Raw genomic sequence first — 16414 nt, forward strand, 5'->3', positions numbered from 1 at the left:
TTGGCTGCCGACAAGCGCCTTGTGATTGGCACGAAATTCGGCAGTTGACTCGATGTTAGCGCTAACATTATGTTAGCGCTAACATCATAACACGACAGGGCTGTCCAAGTGTAAAACCCGCCCTGAAAACCAGTGAGACCATCAATTTCATGAACCGGCAGACCAAATATGTCGTCGTCATGGGCGTGTGCGGATCGGGCAAAACCGAAGTCGCACGACGCCTGGCCAGCATCACGGAAAATGCGTGGCTTGATGCAGACGATCATCATCCCAAAGAAAATGTCGCGCATATGAGTCGCGGCCTGCCGCTGAATGATGAAATGCGCTGGCCATGGCTGGATGCGGTCTGTGCCGCGGCACAGACTGTTGGAGAAACCACCGATCCGACCACCCCGCTCGGCACGCCGTTTCCCGGCACGGTTTTCATTGCCTGTTCGGCCCTTAAGCGCCGGTATCGCGATTTCATTCGCAGCCGTCTGGGCCATGTCAGCTTTGTGTTTCTCAATGGTCCGCGCCAATTGATTTTCGACCGCATGAACAGCCGCGCTGATCACTTCATGCCGTCACAACTTCTTGACAGTCAGCTTCACGATCTTGAACCACCGGGCCCCGATGAAGACCCGCTGGCTGTTTCTATCGAAGGCCCGCTTGATGCAATCGTCCAAACCGCTGTTTCGGGTTTGAAGCAGCGTTACGCCACCCCGGAAGCCTGACGGCGACCGGAACCGCGTATAAAAATCAACCCAGGGAGAAAACAAATGAACATGTCCTTGAAAACATTGGCCGGCGCAGCCGTTGCCATCACCATGAGCGTAAGCGCCCCGTTTGCCGCAAACGCCCAGGATTACAGCTTCAAATTCCAGTCCAGTGACCCGGCCGGCAACCCGAACTTCATCATTCAGCAGGAATGGGCAGAACGCGTTGGCACCCTGACCGGTGGTCGCATTTCGATCGAAATGCTGCCGGTTGGATCGGTTGTTGAACATAACGAAACCCAGGACGCGATTGCGGCCGGCATTCTTGACGGTCACATCACCGATACCAGCTATTTCTCGGGCAAGGATCCGGCATTCGGCCTGATTGCCAACCCGGTTGGCGCATGGTCCGACCCGCAGGAAATGTTCCGCTTCATGGAATATGGCGGCGGCAAGGAACTGATGAATTCACTGGTCGAGCCTTATGGCCTGCATTTCATCGGTGCGACCACCCCGGGTCTTGAAGCATTCGTTTCCGCCGTTCCGCTTGATGGCGTTGACGACCTTAAGGGCCTTAAAATGCGCGCGCCCGAAGGCATGGTAAACGAAGTCTTTGCTGCTGCCGGTGCCACCCCGGTCAATATTCCGGGTTCGGAAGTCTTTACGTCTCTTGATAAAAAAGTGATCGAGGCTGCCGATTACACCGTGTTCTCGACCAACCAGGCACAGGGTCTGCACGACATTGCCAAACATCCGGTCTATCCGGGCTTCCATTCCATGCCGCTGGTCGAAGTTTCGATGAACAAGGCGAAATGGGATGGCCTTCCGGCCGATCTTCAGGAAATCCTGACCGTTTCGGTCCGCGACCTTGCACAGGATGAAGTTTCCCAGCTGGTCGCCAAGGACATGAAGGCAGTTGCCGAAGCCCGCGCCAAGGGTGACATCACCATTCACAACTGGTCTCAGGAAGAACGCAACAAGTTCCGCGCCATTGCCACCAAACAGTGGGCGAAAGTTGCCGAACGTTCCGAAAATGCCAAAAAGGTCTATGATACCCTGATGGAATATCTGACCTCGCAGGGCATGATCTAAGACCTGTCGAACCTGATCGGGGTGGCAAGCACCATGCTTGCTGCCCCGGTTGCAACAGCCTGCGGTGTCAGACCACCCGGTCTGCCCGGTGCAATCTGACAACCGGTACCGTTCGAGACGGCGGGACCGGTGCGGCCTCCCCCGCGTGTCAGATTGCAGGCTGTTTCTATATCGTCCCGAAGGATTACCTGATAATGACCCATCCCGCGGAACAGAACGCGCCGACCACCCCGGCGGCCATCGCTGACGAGGACACCGTGACGGTCCCGGCGGAATCCGGCTTTTATGGCAAGATGGTCGACAAGGTCGGCACCGTCTTTGCCATCGGATTTCTGGCCTCGATGAGCGTGCTGATCATTGAAATCATCATGCGCCATGTTTTTGACAGCCCGACACTTTGGGCCCATGAAACAACGACATTCCTGTGCGGGATCGGATTTGTGTTTGGCGGCCTGTTCTGTGCGTCACGCAACAAGCACATCCGGGTGGTCATTCTTTATGATATTGCCGGACCGAAAATGCGCCGGGCACTTGATATCGCCATTTCGGTGATCTGCGCGGTGGCATCGGGCTTCTTTGCCTGGGCGGCATGGTTGATGGTCGGACGTGCGGCCTTTGCCCCGGACGGATCGATCCGCCTTGAAACCAGCGGATCGGCCTGGAACCCGCCTTTTCCGTCGCTTCTTAAAATCTTTCTGTTGATCGTGATGGTGGCTTTGACCATTCAGTTTGTCATTCTGGCCATCAATTACATGCGCGGCCTTGGCGGCAAGAATGCCAAAAGTTAGGCCCGCCGCATGCCAAATGCCAACATCCCCCATCGCTTTCACATGACATTCGACGCGCCACAATGCGCAATCAGGAACCGGCTTGATGTTTGATTTACAGTCCCTTGGCATTGAATACGGCACACTTGCCATGTTCGTCATGCTGCTTGGTTTTCTTATCACCGGCATGCCGCTGGCCTTTGTTACGCTTTTGATTGCCCTGATCTTTACCCTGGGATGGTTCGGCCCGATGGCCGTTCCGCTGATCACCAGCCGGGTTTATTCATTCGTTTCATCCTTTGTCTTTGTCTCGGTCCCGATGTTCGTGCTGATGGCTGCGATCCTTGACCGATCGGGGATTGCGCGTGATCTGTTTGATGCCATGCGGCTGTTTGGCGGACGTTTGCGCGGCGGCGTTGCGGTTCAGACGATCTTTGTTGCGGTCATTCTGGCCGCCATGAGCGGCATCATCGGCGGCGAAATTGTGCTGCTGGGCCTGATTGCCCTGCCCCAGATGCTGCGTCAGGGCTATGACAAGAACCTTGCAATCGGTGTGGTATGTGCGGGCGGGTCGCTTGGTACCATGGTCCCGCCTTCGATTGTTCTGATCATTTACGGCCTGACCGCCAATGTTTCGATCGGCGATCTGTTTACATCGGCCTTTGTGCCGGGCTTCATGTTGGCGGGCTTTTATGTCGCCTATGTCCTGTTCCGGTCCTATACCGGCGACAATGTCGCGCCGCCGCCCCAAACCGAAAAAATCCCCCATTCGGAAAAAATGCGCCTGCTTAAGGGGCTTTTCCTGCCCATTCTGGTGGTTTTCTGTGTTCTTGGGTCGATCTATGGCGGGATCGCATCGGTCACAGAGGCATCGGCAGTTGGTGTTGCCGGGGTGATTGTATCGACCATCCTGCGTCGTGAATTCTCGCTTACGATGCTTAAGGCCGCGGCCATTCAAACGCTTTCGACCTGTGGCATGATTGTCTGGATCGGGATTGGTGCATCGGCCCTTGTCGGGGTGTTCAACCTGATGGGCGGGATCAAGTTCGTATCGGGCCTGATTACCGGCATTTCCGATGATCCGACCATGATCATCCTGTTCATGATGCTGATCCTGTTTGTGCTTGGCATGTTCCTTGATTGGGTGGGCATCGCACTTCTGACCATGCCGATCTTTGTGCCGATCGTTAAACAGCTTGGCTTTGATCCGGTCTGGTTTGGCGTTCTGTTTGCCATGAACATGCAGGTCAGCTTCCTGTCGCCGCCCTTTGGCCCGGCCGCGTTCTATCTTAAATCCGTTGCCCCGCCCGACATATCACTGGGCGATATTTTCAAGGCCCTTCTGCCCTTTATCTGTCTTCAGATTTTGGCGGTTGCGCTTCTGATTATCTTCCCGGGCATTACTGGGCGATAATCTGACTGATCCCTTTGGGCGGAGCCGCGTGGCTCCGCCTTTTGCGTATGATTTGCGTATTAAAGGTCACCACCGATGAAAATCACCGCCATCGAAACCGTCCGCATTGCTGAACGCCCCAATCTGTTGTGGGTACAGGTCCATACCGACGAAGGCATTACCGGCCTTGGCGAGACATTCTTCATGTCTGAAACGGTCGAGGCCTATTTGCATGAATATGTCGCCCCGCGCGTGATCGGACGCGATCCGTTGCAAATCGATCTTCTGTCGGCGGATCTTGTCGGCTATGTCGGGTTTCGGTCATCCGGTGCGGAAGTACGCGGCAATTCGGCCTTTGACATCGCACTTTGGGATATTTTCGGCAAGGCCACCAACCTTCCGATCACCCAGCTTCTGGGCGGCTTTTCACGCCGTGAAATCCGCACTTACAATACCTGCGCCGGCACCGAATACATCAAAAAGGCCACGGGCCAGACCACGGCCAACTATGATCTGAATGCCAAATCGGCCAAGGATTATGACGATTTGAACGGGTTCCTGTATCGGGCAGATGAGCTTGCAGAATCGCTTTTGGAAGACGGCATTACAGCGATGAAAATCTGGCCGTTTGATATCGCAGCTGAAAAAACCCGCGGGCAATATATATCGCTGCCGGATCTGAAATCCTGTCTCGAACCGTTTGAGAAAATCCGCAAGGCCGTGGGCGACAAGATCGACATTATGGTCGAATTCCATTCGATGTGGCAGCTCCTCCCTGCCCAGCAAATCGCCAAGGCACTCACCCCCTATCAGACGTTCTGGCACGAAGACCCGATCAAGATGGACAGTCTTTCAAGCCTGAAACGCTATGCCGAGGTTTCACCGGCCCCGATTTGCGCATCGGAAACACTCGGATCGCGCTGGGCATTTCGCGACTTGCTTGAAACCGATGCTGCCGGGGTTGTGATGCTTGATCTAAGCTGGTGCGGCGGCCTGTCCGAAGCCCGCAAGATTGCCGCCATGGCCGAAGCCTGGCACCTGCCGGTCGCGCCGCATGATTGCACCGGGCCGATTGTTCTGACCGCATCCACCCATCTGTCGCTTAATGCGCCCAATGCGTTGGTACAGGAAAGTGTGCGTGCGTTCTACAACACCTGGTATCGCGATCTGGTGACCAACTTGCCCACCGTCACAAACGGCATGATCACCATCCCCGACGGACCGGGACTGGGTACAGAACTGAACCCGGACCTTGAAAAGGCATTTACGGTTTCGCGACGGAAGTCGGTTGCTGAATAAGCAAAGGCAAACAGGCGGTGCCATACAGCACCGCCTGTTTTGATTTCAGCCCGATCAATCGGGTTTATTCGGAAACCGGGAACCGCATGGTGACGAATTCCTCGGCCGCGGACGGATGAACTGCGACGGTCTGATCGAACTGGGCCTTGGTCGCACCCATGCGAACCGCAATGCCGATGCCCTGAATGATCTCGGCTGCATCCGGACCGACCATGTGGGCACCAAGAACCACATCGGTGGTTTTATCGACAATCAGCTTCATCAGCGTTTTTTCATCGCGGCCCGACAGGGTGTGGCGCATCGGTTTGAAGGTCGATTTGTAAATCACGACCTCGCCACCCTTGGCACGTGCTTCTTCCTCGGACAGGCCGACGGTACCGACCGGCGGCTGACTGAATACGGCGGTCGGGATCGCCTGATAGGTCATGTGCCAAGGCTTGCCGCCATAAACAGTATCGGCAAACGCCATGCCTTCCTTGATCGCAACCGGGGTCAGTTGCACCCGGTCTGTCACATCGCCAACCGCATAGATGTTTTCGGTCGTGGTCTGAAGACCCTGATTGATTTTGACAGCACCGCGTTTATCAGTTTCAACACCGGCATTTTCCAAACCAAGGCCCGCTGTATTGGGGGCGCGCCCGGTGGCAAACATGACCTGATCGGCAATCATGGTCGAACCATCGGTCAGGGTCAGTGACAGGCTGCCATCTGCCTGTTTTTCAATCGCGGTGACATTGGTGTTCACGCGCAGATCAATGCCCTTTTTAACGATTTCCTCGGCCAGATGGTTGCGGATATCGTTATCAAAGCCGCGCAGGATCTGTTCACTGCGATAAAGCTGGGTCACACGGGATCCAAGACCGGCAAAAATCCCGGCAAATTCAACCGCGATATAGCCACCGCCAACCACGACAACGCGTTTGGGCAGCTCATCAAGATAGAATGCCTCGTTCGAGGTGATGGCATGCTCCGCCCCCGGAATATCGGGCTTGGTCGGATGGCCACCAACGGCAATCAGAATGCGTTCGGCCGTGACTTCGCGGTCGCCAACGATGACGGTGTGGGCATCCTTGAAGGTGGCGCGATGTTCAAACAGTTCGACATTCGAGCCAGCCAGAAGCTTTTTATAGATGCCGTTCAGACGGTCAATTTCGGCATCCTTGTTGGCGATCAGCGTTTTCCAGCTGAAGGTCGGCTCCCCCGGAAGGGTCCAGCCATAGGCAGATGCGTCTTCGAAATCCTCGGCGAAATGTGCGCCGTACACCAGAAGCTTTTTGGGCACACAGCCCCGGATGACACAAGTACCGCCGACCTGGCTTTCCTCGGCGATGGCGACCTTTGCACCATATCCCGATGCCACGCGGGCTGCGCGCACGCCACCCGATCCGGCACCGATTACAAACAGATCAAAATCAAAGTCCGACATGCGGAAATCCCTATTTTCGGTCAATTGACAACATGGCGCCAAATGTAGGGCGATAATTCCCAAAGTCGAGGTAAAACCAAGCAAAGTGGCCGTAAATTTCGTGTGAAGGGCCGTGAAGATCAAAAAGGATGATCAGTTTAACCAACCCGAGATAGCATTTTTAAACTTTCGCGCTATATGATGGGCAAGACGCGATGGGGATTGCGATGAATAAAGGAAAAACTCGATGAATGACCATATTCACGGTCAGGATGCGTCTTTTGACAATGCACCGCATTATGCGGACGAGCGTGGCGGCAATACCGCTCTTGTCTGTTACGGGCTTATGATCGCAACCCTGTTTACGGTCTTTGCCACCGGGTTGATTGCGCTGATCGTTTCTTATTTCGCGCGCGAAGATGACAATCACTGGACCAACAGCCACTACACCTTTGTGATCCGGACTTTCTGGATCAGTACACTTTACTGGATCATCACAGGCATTTTCTCCTTCTTGATTGGCTGGATTCCCCTCCTCGGTTGGGCAATCGTTGGCTTAATGATCTTGTATAACGGTGCATGGTTCATCGGGCGCAATGCGATCGGGCTTTTGCGTGCCCTTAACGGGCGTCCGATCGACAACCCGCAAAGCTGGTTCTTCGGCTAAGCCGGCATTCCAATGATGCTTTAAAATGGTGCAATCGGCGCGAAATCACTTTGCCCGATTGCACCGGACTCCCTCGCCCGTTAAAGTCAGTCGGAACACAAGATATACGACACGGACAGGGGTAGCACCGCCATGACATTGGCGTCGTCTGCGCAAGGGTCTGGCGATAAAATGCGCTGGGAAAACCTTCTTTCATCTCATCGGCTTGAATTTCGGGATGGCAAAATCCGCCTGCCCGAAGGTGCGCCCTATCCCACGCCAGATGGCAGAAGCCCATTTCAGATCGATGTGGATCGAGTGATTTTTTCCTCCTCGTTCCGTCGTCTTCAGAACAAGACACAGGTTCATCCACTTTCCGATAACGACCATGTCCATACCCGTCTGACCCATACGATTGAAGTCGGATCGGTCGGGCAGTCACTTGGCCTGATGGCCGGGGCACATATCGTCAAAAACCTGCCCGAAGGATCGGAAACCACGGTCGCCGATATCGGCTATATGGTTCAGGCGGCCTGTCTTGCCCATGATATCGGCAATCCGCCCTTTGGCCATTCCGGCGAAGATGCCATCAATGAATGGTTCACCACATCGCGCCTTGCCAAGGATGAGCTGACATCGCGCCTTTCCGGGCCGGAGCTTGAAGACCTTCGTCATTTTGAAGGCAATGCGCAAGGCTTGCGCATTATCAGCCAGCTTGAAATGAAGCGCTTTGACGGCGGACTTAACCTGACATACGGAACGCTTGGCAGTTTCATCAAATATCCGCGCAGCACGTCGGTCCCCGATAGCCGCCGCAAGGAATATACCGGCCTTAAAAAGCCCGGCTATTACCAGGCGGAACGCGACATCGCCTTTGCCATTGCACGCGTTTGCGGCCTTAGCCCGCTTGACGGGTTTGACGGGGCATGGCGGCGCCATCCGCTGGTTTACCTTGTCGAGGCGGCGGACGATATTTGCTATTCGGTGGTTGATCTTGAAGATGGCTGGGAACTGGGCTGTGTCAGTTTCGAGGAAGTCGAACGTGCCCTTGCCCCGATTGCACGCCATCCGGAAAAATATCAGGGTGATGCCGAACAACGCTGGAAAGACCTTCGTGCCGAGGGCTGGTATGCCGAGAAATCGGAAAATGACCGGATCGGGTTCCTGCGCGGCAAGGCCATCGGCAATCTGGTCAAGGCCGCAGTTGATGCCTTTATCGAACATGAAGACGCGCTTCTGGCCGGCACACTTGAAGGCGATCTGTTGGCCAACACCCCGCTTGGTCCACATGCCAAGGCCTGCAAGAAGCTTGCGGTCGAAAAGATTTACAATGCGCCCCATGTCCTGCCGATCGAGATGGCCGGGTTTGAGGTGATTAACGGTCTTCTCGACAGCTTTGTCCGTGCTGCCATCGACATTGACGAACATAAAAATCATGGCAAGCGCTTGCCGCCACAAGCGGACCGGATCGACAAGCTTCTGTCGGGCAAACTGTCCGAGGCGCCCGATCTTTACAGCCGTTTGATGCGGGTGATGGATTACATATCTGGCATGACGGATCGCTATGCCGTCACCCTGTTTCGCAAGCTTCAGGGCATTACGATCTGAATGAAAAAACCCGGCCAGATGGCCGGGTTTTTCGTTTCAAGCAACAATGTGCCTAGATGATGTAGTGAATACCGCATTCGGTCTTGTCCTGACCGGCCCAGCGACCGGCACGTACATCGGTTGAATTGGGATCAACGCGGTCTGTGCAGGGCATGCAGCCAATCGACAGGAAACCTTCGGCCTGAAGCGGATGGCGTGGCAGCGCACGATGCTCAAAGATATCTTCGATATCTTCGCGCTTGTAGCCCGCCAGCGGGTTGATCTTGATCCGCGTGCCGGCCGGTTCGATCACCGGAAGGGCATCACGTTCCCCGCCATGGAACCGTTTACGACCGGTCAGCCAGGCATCATAGCCTTCAAGCGCACGCTGAAGCGGTTCGACCTTGCGCAGGTAGCAGCATTTCGCGGTGTCCGAGGCAAACAGCATCCCGTTAGGGTCTTCGGCTTTAAGCTTTTCCTCGTCCGGGCGCATGATCCGGATATTGGTCAGGCCCAGCTGATCGACGAGCTGTTCCCGGTATTTGTGGGTTTCACCAAACAGCTTGCGGGTATCGAGGAAAATCACCGGCAGATCACGATCCACCTCGGCAACCAGCGCCAGCAAAGCCGCGGCCTCGGTCCCGAAAGACGAGGTCATGGTCACGCGGCCCTGGAATTCTTCATGCACCATCGGTTCGATCAGCGAAACGCCCTGCAAATGACCATATTTGTCAAGCAGGCGCGCGGCACGATCGGTTGCTTCTTCGACGGACATGGAGCCGCCAGAAACAATATCTTCTTCACGCATGACATTCATGGCAACCATCTCCGCCGATCGATATATTCGTCGGTCTTTTGCAGCAGTGTCTGCATATCGGCACCGCTGGCTTTCCATTTCTCTCTCTGGTCGGACAATTCGCGCAGGCGCTTGTCCCATGTTGGCACCAGCCAGGTTTCAATCGCGCGACGGATACGGCCCGCCAGCCGCGGGCTGTGACCGTTCGTCGATACTGTAATCATCAGGTCACCGCGCTGAACCCGCGCTGGCGAAAAAAAATCACAGTATTCTTTGACGTCTTCGACATTGGCAATGGTGCCGACGGCCTTGGCAATGGCGGCAAGTTCGGCTGCCTTTTCTTCGCCAAGGTCGACAATGAACATGATCGATGCCGCATTCACATCCGCCGAATTCGGCAAATAGCGATGCAGGCGATCACCGGCCTGATCGACCAGTTCGGGTATCGGGTTTTCTGAATAAACGGTGACGTATCTTGCCCCATCACCGTCAAACTGGCGCAAACGGTTCAGGGTTGCCTGACCGTTCCCAACCAAAGCGACCGAAAGTCGCGTAAGGTCCAGATTGATGGGAAACATCGTCGATCCTCTAAACGTAGTTTCTGTTTGTTGTCCATGACTATGGGTGTGGAAATGAAAACATTCAATACATTTTTTATGTGTTTTATATTTATATAACAGTTTATTTTGTGTTTAATAAGCATGGTGATTTTTGATCCGAAAGGCCACCTGCGCCCGTAAAGCTTTTCCTGCAATTTTTCGAAAAAGCCCCTATATTGGGCCAAATTCAAGCACATCTGTGCCCTTGAGAATAACGACCAAGAGAGCGTCCCGATGCCAAGCAGTGCCGCCCCTGCCCTGTCCAATCACCCGACCACCGCCCCTGTTGCACACAAGAATGTTGCCATCTGGCTTTTCGGGTGTGCGGCGATGGTCTTTATCATGGTGGTGATCGGTGGCCTGACCCGCCTGACAGAGTCGGGACTTTCAATCGTTGAATGGCGTCCGTTCACCGGCATTATCCCGCCGCTGAACGAAGCAGACTGGACCGCCCTTTATCAGCAATACAGCCAGTATCCCGAATTCCAGAAAATCAATGCCTGGATGTCGGTCGAAGATTTCAAATCGATCTTCTGGCTGGAATTCATCCATCGCCTTTGGGGTCGATTGATCGGGGTTGTGTTCTTTATCCCGTTCGTCTGGTTCCTGGCCAAAAAGTCGATTGATGGCACCACCAAGTGGAAACTGTGGGGCCTGTTCATTCTTGGTGGTCTTCAAGGCCTGATGGGCTGGTACATGGTGATGAGCGGCCTGGTCGACCGCCCCGATGTCAGCCAGTATCGCCTGACCGCACATTTCGGGCTGGCACTGGTGATTTTCATCGCCCTTCTGTGGGTCGGACTGCAACAGTTTGCACCGCGTACGATTGCCACAAATGCATCAAGGCGCAGTTGGCAGCTTTTGGGGCTTATTGTCTTTACCGCCCTTTCCGGTGGCTTTGTTGCCGGGCTTGATGCCGGATATGCCTTTAACACCTTCCCGCTGATGGACGGGCAACTGATCCCCGACGGACTTTATGTGTTTGACCCGGTCTGGCTGGCCCCGTTCGAGGACCATATGACCGTGCAATGGGATCATCGCTGGTTGGCGAAACTGACCTTTGTCATGGTTATGGTCTTCTGGTGGCGTGCGGGCAAATGGAACCTGACATCTGATCAGCGCTTTGCCACGCATCTGGTTCTGGCTGCGGCCTGCCTTCAGGTTGCGCTTGGCATTTCGACCCTGCTCAGTGTCATCTGGCTTCCGCTTGGCGTTGCCCATCAGGCCGGGGCGGTGGTCCTGGTCGGTACGGCAACCTATGCCGCATACCGGTTACGTTCCGAGAACTGATCAATATTGAACAAACAGTGCCGCGGGCTTTCATAATCGTGCTTTGCGGTCTATATAAAACGCTACGGCAATGGTTCTTTGCCATTGACCGAAAAGTACCTTTGACGGCACCGGCCGGCACGGATGGATACCCGGACATTTTTCGGGAATATCTGGCATCACGGCCATTTGCCACAAAGGGAAAGTCAAATTGCCCAGGCTGAAATTCTCAGCCCCCAAGGAGGTTTCATGACCGATCTTCGCACCACTGATAATCTGTTTTTCGCCAAGGGCGATCTTGATCGTGACCGGCTTGAATCACAGGTCAATGACGCACTGGGTACCGCCGAAGACGGGGAACTGTTCCTGGAATATCGCCAGTCCGAAAGCCTTGTATGGGATGACGGACGCCTGCGCAGTGCGAATTTCGATACCGCCCAGGGTTTTGGCCTGCGTGCGGTTGCCGACGAAGCCACGGCCTTTTCCCATTCCAACGAATTGTCCAATGATGCGATTGCGCGTGCGGCCGAAACCGTCAAGGCGGTCGGATCAGGTCGTTCGGGCAAGGTCGATTTGGGATCAATCGGCACCAATGTGTCGCTTTATTCCGACGTGAACCCGCTTGGCGAAGCAACGTTCGAGGCCAAGGTTGATCTTCTGGCCCAGATTGATGCCTATGCCCGGTCGCGTGATCCGCGCGTTGTTCAGGTTTCCGCATCGATTTCCGGCAACTGGCAGGCCGTGCAGATCTGGCGTCCGGGTGGGCAGCGCATTGGCGATATCCGCCCGCTGGTACGTTTCAATGTCTCGGTCGTTGTCAAACAGGGCGACCGCATGGAAACCGGATCGCATGGCGAAGGCGGCCGGATCGGCTATGACGGTTTCTTTGATGAGAAAACCTGGAAAAAGGCCGTTGATGAATCGCTTCGTCAGGCTGTTGTGAACCTTGATTCCGTCGCCGCCCCTGCGGGTGAAATGACCGTGGTGCTTGGCCCGGGCTGGCCGGGCATTCTGCTGCACGAAGCCATCGGCCATGGCCTTGAGGGTGATTTTAACCGCAAGGGCACATCGGCCTTTGCCGGGCTGCTTGGTCAGCGCATTGCATCGCCGGGTGTCACGGTAGTTGATGACGGTACCATAAATGATCGCCGCGGGTCGCTTTCCATTGATGATGAAGGCACACCGACCCAGCGCACCGTTTTGATCGAGGACGGTATCCTCAAAGGCTTTATGCAGGATCGCCTCAATGCGCGTCTGACCGGGGTGAAATCAACGGGTAACGGCCGTCGCCAATCCTATGCCCATGCGCCGATGCCGCGCATGACCAACACCTATATGCTGGGCGGTGACAAGGAACCCGAAGAAGTATTGGCGTCCGTCAAAAAAGGCATCTATGCCGTGAATTTCGGCGGTGGCCAGGTCGACATCACGTCGGGCAAATTCGTATTTTCCGCATCGGAAGCCTACCTGATCGAAGACGGAAAGCTTGGCGCACCGGTCAAGGGCGCGACCCTGATCGGCAATGGCCCCGACAGCCTGACCAAGGTTTCCATGATCGGCAATGACATGGCGCTTGATAACGGGATCGGCACCTGTGGCAAGGATGGACAGGGTGTGCCGGTTGGCGTTGGCCAGCCGACCTTGCGCATTGATGGCCTGACAGTGGGTGGGACCGCTGTCTGATAATCCGGCCTGACTCATCCGGATGCAGGGGTTTTCGCCAATTTCTGCATCCGCAAGTATAAGAAAACTATACAGACAAATCCAATCTCACCGGTCACCTGAATGGCTTCCATCGGCCCGTCATAGTTCATAATCTGTCTAAAGAAGATCAATAAGGTTTTGACGCGTCAGGGTTGAAGTTTGCCACCCGGCTTGATTGTCATGATCAAGTCGAGGCGGCCGTCACGATCCGAGAACATTTGGGGGAAAGCTTGAAGACAAGCCGATGGCGGCACGGTTCTGCAATTGCAACCGTACTTGGCACGCTGGTAATGGGGGTTTCCGGTGCCAATGCCCAGCAAAGCGTTGATGTGCGCACAGATGAAGCACGTCAGCTTTCGGACGATTTTGACCGCCTGCGAGACGCCACGGAACGTGCCAACCTGCTTTTGCGCACCGACGATGGCGGCGACATTACCTATGCCGATATTCTTGCCAATCCTGACGACATTGTTCTGAATTTCCGCTGGGCCAAGGCGCAATTGGCGCGCGGTGAAGTCCGTGGTGCTTCGGCAACCCTTGAACGCATTCTGGTTCTTGACCCGGATCTGGCGCCGGTGCGGCTTTACTACGCCATCGTGCTGTATCGTCTTGATAGTCTTGATGAGGCACGCGCACAGTTTGACCGTCTGCGCCAAATGGACATCTCGCCCGAGGTTGCCACCAACATCGACAGCTATGTTGATGCCATCGAAAGACGGCGCCAACGGCTTCGTCAGGCACTGACTGTCACGCTAGGTTCGCAAGTCGATAGCAACAGAAACTCGGCCCCGAATGATAAACAGCAGTTGGTGACCGGCACCCTGACAAACATCACAGCAAGTGGTGACAAACCGCAAAACGACATCGCCTATATCGGGGCGCTGCGTTACGATATCAGCTATGATCTTGGCTATCAGGAAGGGCACGAAGTCTTTGCCAGCGTAACCGGTTATGGCAGCGACCAGGTCAGGCTTGATTCCCTTGATCTTGGTTCGTTTTCTGTTGATGTCGGAACCCGTCTGCGCGGCGGTTACTGGATGCTGACACCAAGTGTGAACCAGACCGTCCAATCGCTGAGCAAGGAAAAATACCTGACATCCCGTTCAGGACGGCTGCGCCTTGACTGGAACCCGCGCCCGTTTTTCAACCTCAATGGCGAAGTCAGTTATGCTGATGAGCGTTTTCAGAACACGAGTGAATCCAGTGCATTGCGCCTTCATTCCGGTCAACGCTATGGCAGCAGGCTGGGCACGAATTACAGCTGGACCCCCAATAACCGCACCTCGTTTAACCTTTCTGCAGGTAAAAAGGAGGCTGCGCGCAACTATTACAGCTATGACAGCTTGAGTGGCGAGTTGATCCATGCTTATCTGTTTGGTGGGGGAAGTTACATAAGTGGAAGTTTCCGCTATGGGATCGACCGGTATCGCGATCCGGATTATCTGGTGACGGGCAATTCACCCCGCCACCGCATGGATCGCAGCGCACGGACAAGATTGACCTATGGCGCGCCTCTTTCACAAATACTGCCATCGGATTTGTTTGGGGATAGTAATACGGCAAATCAGATTTATGACCTGCTTGCGCCAATCAACTGGTCGATCACAGGTGAATATCTGAACACTAAATCGAACATTCCCAACTATGAATACCACAATGCCAGGGCGCAGATTTATCTGACCCGGCGATGGGAGTTCTAGTGATGCTGAACAATGCGACCACCACCCTTCACCACCGGTTCAAACGTCTTGTGCGCGGTGCTGCGCTTTGTGCCGTTTGTGCCCTGCCCCTGATGCAAGCAGCACCGGCCCGGGCCGAAGTCACCGTTGAAATGGCAGGCGTATCCGCCGCTGTTACCGGCGATGTGACACTTAACAAGGTAACAGGCGAAATCGGCATCCTTGTCGAAAGCGGAATGCCGGTCTATCTGGGCGACCGGATCATCACATCCCCCAATTCGGGAATGCAGATCTTGCTGCTTGACGAAACCGTTTTCACCATCGGTCCGGACAGCGACGTTGCCATTGACGAGTTTGTCTATGACCCGGCCACGGGCGATGGACGGATTGTTGCCGATATGGCACGCGGGGTCATGCGGTTTGTTACCGGAAAAATTCCGCTAAATAACCCGTCGAGCATGGATATCAACCTTCCGGTCGGCTCAATCGGCATCCGGGGAACCATCGGCCTGATCCGGTCGGTTTCCGTCGAACAGGCCAATGCAATTCTGCCGGGTTCTTTTGATACATCCGATCCCGACACCGCCAATCAGCAGATCTTTATGGCGGTCAATCAGGGCCCCGGCCTTGCACGCAACGACACAACATCGCGCCCGGGCGCCTTCGCTGTGACCGATCAGAATGGAAACAGTGAAAACATCACCGGGGAAAATTTCGGGGTATTTGTTGGCAGCAACGTGGTGACAGAACCATCACGCTTCCCGCTTGGTGCAGCGAGTTTTGATTTCTCGACCAATCTTGTTCGCACCGCATCGCGCAGCGATGATGAAAGTGACGGCACCAGCAGTGGCACATCAACCACACAAAATGTTGCATCGTCCCCGCAACAAACCGGCCTGACCGCCGACCAGGCCCAACAGGCAAATGCACAAACCGGCTCGAACATGGCCGGCAGCATCGAAGTGGCCATGGCGCAACTTGGTGCAACAGCAGCATCGGGCTCACAAGGCGAAATCACGTCAATTCTTGGCAATGTTGATACTGCTAGCAGCAATAACAACAGCAGCAATGATCCGTTCACCTACGATGCTTTGCGCCAGATCACCAGTGGTTCCGTGTCGACCGGTACGATCAATATTGACGGAGCAGACGTGGATTACAGCTTCAGCTCGACAGTCGATTTCGCCAACCGGACAATTGCCGTCCTGTTTTCGAACATCACCCAGACTGGATCGGGCCTGACCGGCAAGGCTGGTATTCTGGATGGCAGCTTCAATCCAACGACCCTTGATTACACCAGCAGCTCGGGCAATGTTGAGTTTGCAAGCGGGGATTTCTCGTACGATCCGAACTGCTCCTCACTCGGGTGTAGCGCGACCGCCACGTTCAAGGACGCCTATAATGTCGAATTCAATTTGTCGACCACGACCTATACTTCGGGGACGGACGGCAGCGCGACACTGAACTAGGCTGATGCAGGCTG

Annotated in this window: 14 protein-coding genes; 11 read left to right on the forward strand and 3 right to left on the reverse strand. The window is 55.0% G+C overall.

The window, feature by feature from the left end; translation table 11 throughout:
- Positions 1-149 precede the first annotated feature (149 nt).
- From SIB88_RS18090 to SIB88_RS18110, 5 genes are all read left to right on the forward strand, one after another.
- Positions 150-713 carry a gluconokinase gene (locus SIB88_RS18090; protein WP_068517221.1) on the forward strand — a complete coding sequence of 188 codons (564 nt, stop codon included), beginning with the start codon at positions 150-152 and terminating at the stop codon, positions 711-713.
- A gap of 45 nt (positions 714-758) precedes the next feature.
- Complete coding sequence (locus SIB88_RS18095; protein ID WP_068517222.1) at positions 759-1787, forward strand: TRAP transporter substrate-binding protein; 1029 nt, start codon at positions 759-761, stop codon at positions 1785-1787.
- A 194-nt stretch (positions 1788-1981) separates the two neighbouring features.
- Complete coding sequence (locus SIB88_RS18100; protein ID WP_412558730.1) at positions 1982-2575, forward strand: TRAP transporter small permease subunit; 594 nt, start codon at positions 1982-1984, stop codon at positions 2573-2575.
- Positions 2576-2660: 85 nt separating this feature from the next.
- A complete protein-coding gene (locus SIB88_RS18105; protein WP_114114039.1) occupies positions 2661-3968 on the forward strand; it encodes a TRAP transporter large permease in 1308 nt (435 codons plus the stop codon).
- A gap of 75 nt (positions 3969-4043) precedes the next feature.
- A complete protein-coding gene (locus SIB88_RS18110) occupies positions 4044-5246 on the forward strand; it encodes a mandelate racemase/muconate lactonizing enzyme family protein (protein ID WP_412558731.1) in 1203 nt (400 codons plus the stop codon).
- Positions 5247-5310: 64 nt separating this feature from the next.
- On the opposite strand, the gene gor is transcribed toward SIB88_RS18110, so the two are convergent.
- Complete coding sequence (gene gor / locus SIB88_RS18115) at positions 5311-6672, reverse strand: glutathione-disulfide reductase (RefSeq protein WP_412558732.1); 1362 nt, start codon at positions 6670-6672, stop codon at positions 5311-5313.
- Between the two features lie 226 nt (positions 6673-6898).
- Here gor and SIB88_RS18120 point away from each other — a divergent pair, with 226 nt between their 5' ends.
- Both SIB88_RS18120 and SIB88_RS18125 read left to right on the forward strand, forming a co-directional pair.
- Positions 6899-7318, forward strand: coding sequence for a DUF4870 family protein (locus SIB88_RS18120; RefSeq protein WP_412558733.1), 420 nt, complete (start codon positions 6899-6901; stop codon positions 7316-7318).
- A gap of 132 nt (positions 7319-7450) precedes the next feature.
- The gene (locus SIB88_RS18125) at positions 7451-8905 is read left to right on the forward strand and encodes a deoxyguanosinetriphosphate triphosphohydrolase (protein WP_412558734.1); all 1455 of its coding nucleotides are present in this window, start codon (positions 7451-7453) and stop codon (positions 8903-8905) included.
- 52 nt (positions 8906-8957) lie between these two features.
- Here SIB88_RS18125 and SIB88_RS18130 read toward each other — a convergent pair whose 3' ends face one another.
- Entirely contained in the window at positions 8958-9701 is a 744-nt protein-coding gene (locus tag SIB88_RS18130; RefSeq protein ID WP_101248184.1) for a phosphoadenylyl-sulfate reductase, read from the reverse strand.
- On the reverse strand, positions 9698-10258 hold the full coding sequence (locus SIB88_RS18135; RefSeq protein WP_412558735.1) for a bifunctional precorrin-2 dehydrogenase/sirohydrochlorin ferrochelatase: 561 nt from the start codon (positions 10256-10258) through the stop codon (positions 9698-9700). The genes SIB88_RS18130 and SIB88_RS18135 overlap by 4 nt, the downstream gene beginning before the upstream one ends.
- A gap of 255 nt (positions 10259-10513) precedes the next feature.
- On the opposite strand from SIB88_RS18135, the gene SIB88_RS18140 reads away from it, so the two are divergent.
- The 4 genes from SIB88_RS18140 to SIB88_RS18155 all read left to right on the forward strand — a co-directional run bounded on the left by SIB88_RS18140 (position 10514) and on the right by SIB88_RS18155 (position 16400).
- Complete coding sequence (locus SIB88_RS18140) at positions 10514-11569, forward strand: COX15/CtaA family protein (RefSeq protein ID WP_412558736.1); 1056 nt, start codon at positions 10514-10516, stop codon at positions 11567-11569.
- A 228-nt stretch (positions 11570-11797) separates the two neighbouring features.
- Entirely contained in the window at positions 11798-13231 is a 1434-nt protein-coding gene (tldD, locus tag SIB88_RS18145; protein WP_412558737.1) for a metalloprotease TldD, read from the forward strand.
- A 251-nt stretch (positions 13232-13482) separates the two neighbouring features.
- Positions 13483-14952: a tetratricopeptide repeat protein gene (locus SIB88_RS18150; protein ID WP_206928053.1), complete on the forward strand. Its 1470-nt coding sequence runs from the start codon at positions 13483-13485 to the stop codon at positions 14950-14952.
- Positions 14953-14954: 2 nt separating this feature from the next.
- Complete coding sequence (locus tag SIB88_RS18155) at positions 14955-16400, forward strand: hypothetical protein (RefSeq protein WP_412558738.1); 1446 nt, start codon at positions 14955-14957, stop codon at positions 16398-16400.
- The last annotated feature ends 14 nt before the right edge of the window (positions 16401-16414 follow it).

The organism is Thalassospira sp. MIT121401, assembly GCF_047125595.1.
Lineage (GTDB): Bacteria > Pseudomonadota > Alphaproteobacteria > Rhodospirillales > Thalassospiraceae > Thalassospira > Thalassospira povalilytica.

Bases quoted from the DNA above. Each gene is read 5' to 3' on its own strand.
- SIB88_RS18090 (WP_068517221.1), top strand. From the start codon at position 150: ATGAACCGGCAGACCAAATATGTCGTCGTCATGGGCGTGTGCGGATCG.
- SIB88_RS18095 (WP_068517222.1), top strand. From the start codon at position 759: ATGAACATGTCCTTGAAAACATTGGCCGGCGCAGCCGTTGCCATCACC.
- SIB88_RS18100 (WP_412558730.1), top strand. From the start codon at position 1,982: ATGACCCATCCCGCGGAACAGAACGCGCCGACCACCCCGGCGGCCATC.
- SIB88_RS18105 (WP_114114039.1), top strand. From the start codon at position 2,661: ATGTTTGATTTACAGTCCCTTGGCATTGAATACGGCACACTTGCCATG.
- SIB88_RS18110 (WP_412558731.1), top strand. From the start codon at position 4,044: ATGAAAATCACCGCCATCGAAACCGTCCGCATTGCTGAACGCCCCAAT.
- gor (WP_412558732.1), bottom strand. From the start codon at position 6,672: ATGTCGGACTTTGATTTTGATCTGTTTGTAATCGGTGCCGGATCGGGT.
- SIB88_RS18120 (WP_412558733.1), top strand. From the start codon at position 6,899: ATGAATGACCATATTCACGGTCAGGATGCGTCTTTTGACAATGCACCG.
- SIB88_RS18125 (WP_412558734.1), top strand. From the start codon at position 7,451: ATGACATTGGCGTCGTCTGCGCAAGGGTCTGGCGATAAAATGCGCTGG.
- SIB88_RS18130 (WP_101248184.1), bottom strand. From the start codon at position 9,701: ATGAATGTCATGCGTGAAGAAGATATTGTTTCTGGCGGCTCCATGTCC.
- SIB88_RS18135 (WP_412558735.1), bottom strand. From the start codon at position 10,258: ATGTTTCCCATCAATCTGGACCTTACGCGACTTTCGGTCGCTTTGGTT.
- SIB88_RS18140 (WP_412558736.1), top strand. From the start codon at position 10,514: ATGCCAAGCAGTGCCGCCCCTGCCCTGTCCAATCACCCGACCACCGCC.
- tldD (WP_412558737.1), top strand. From the start codon at position 11,798: ATGACCGATCTTCGCACCACTGATAATCTGTTTTTCGCCAAGGGCGAT.
- SIB88_RS18155 (WP_412558738.1), top strand. From the start codon at position 14,955: ATGCTGAACAATGCGACCACCACCCTTCACCACCGGTTCAAACGTCTT.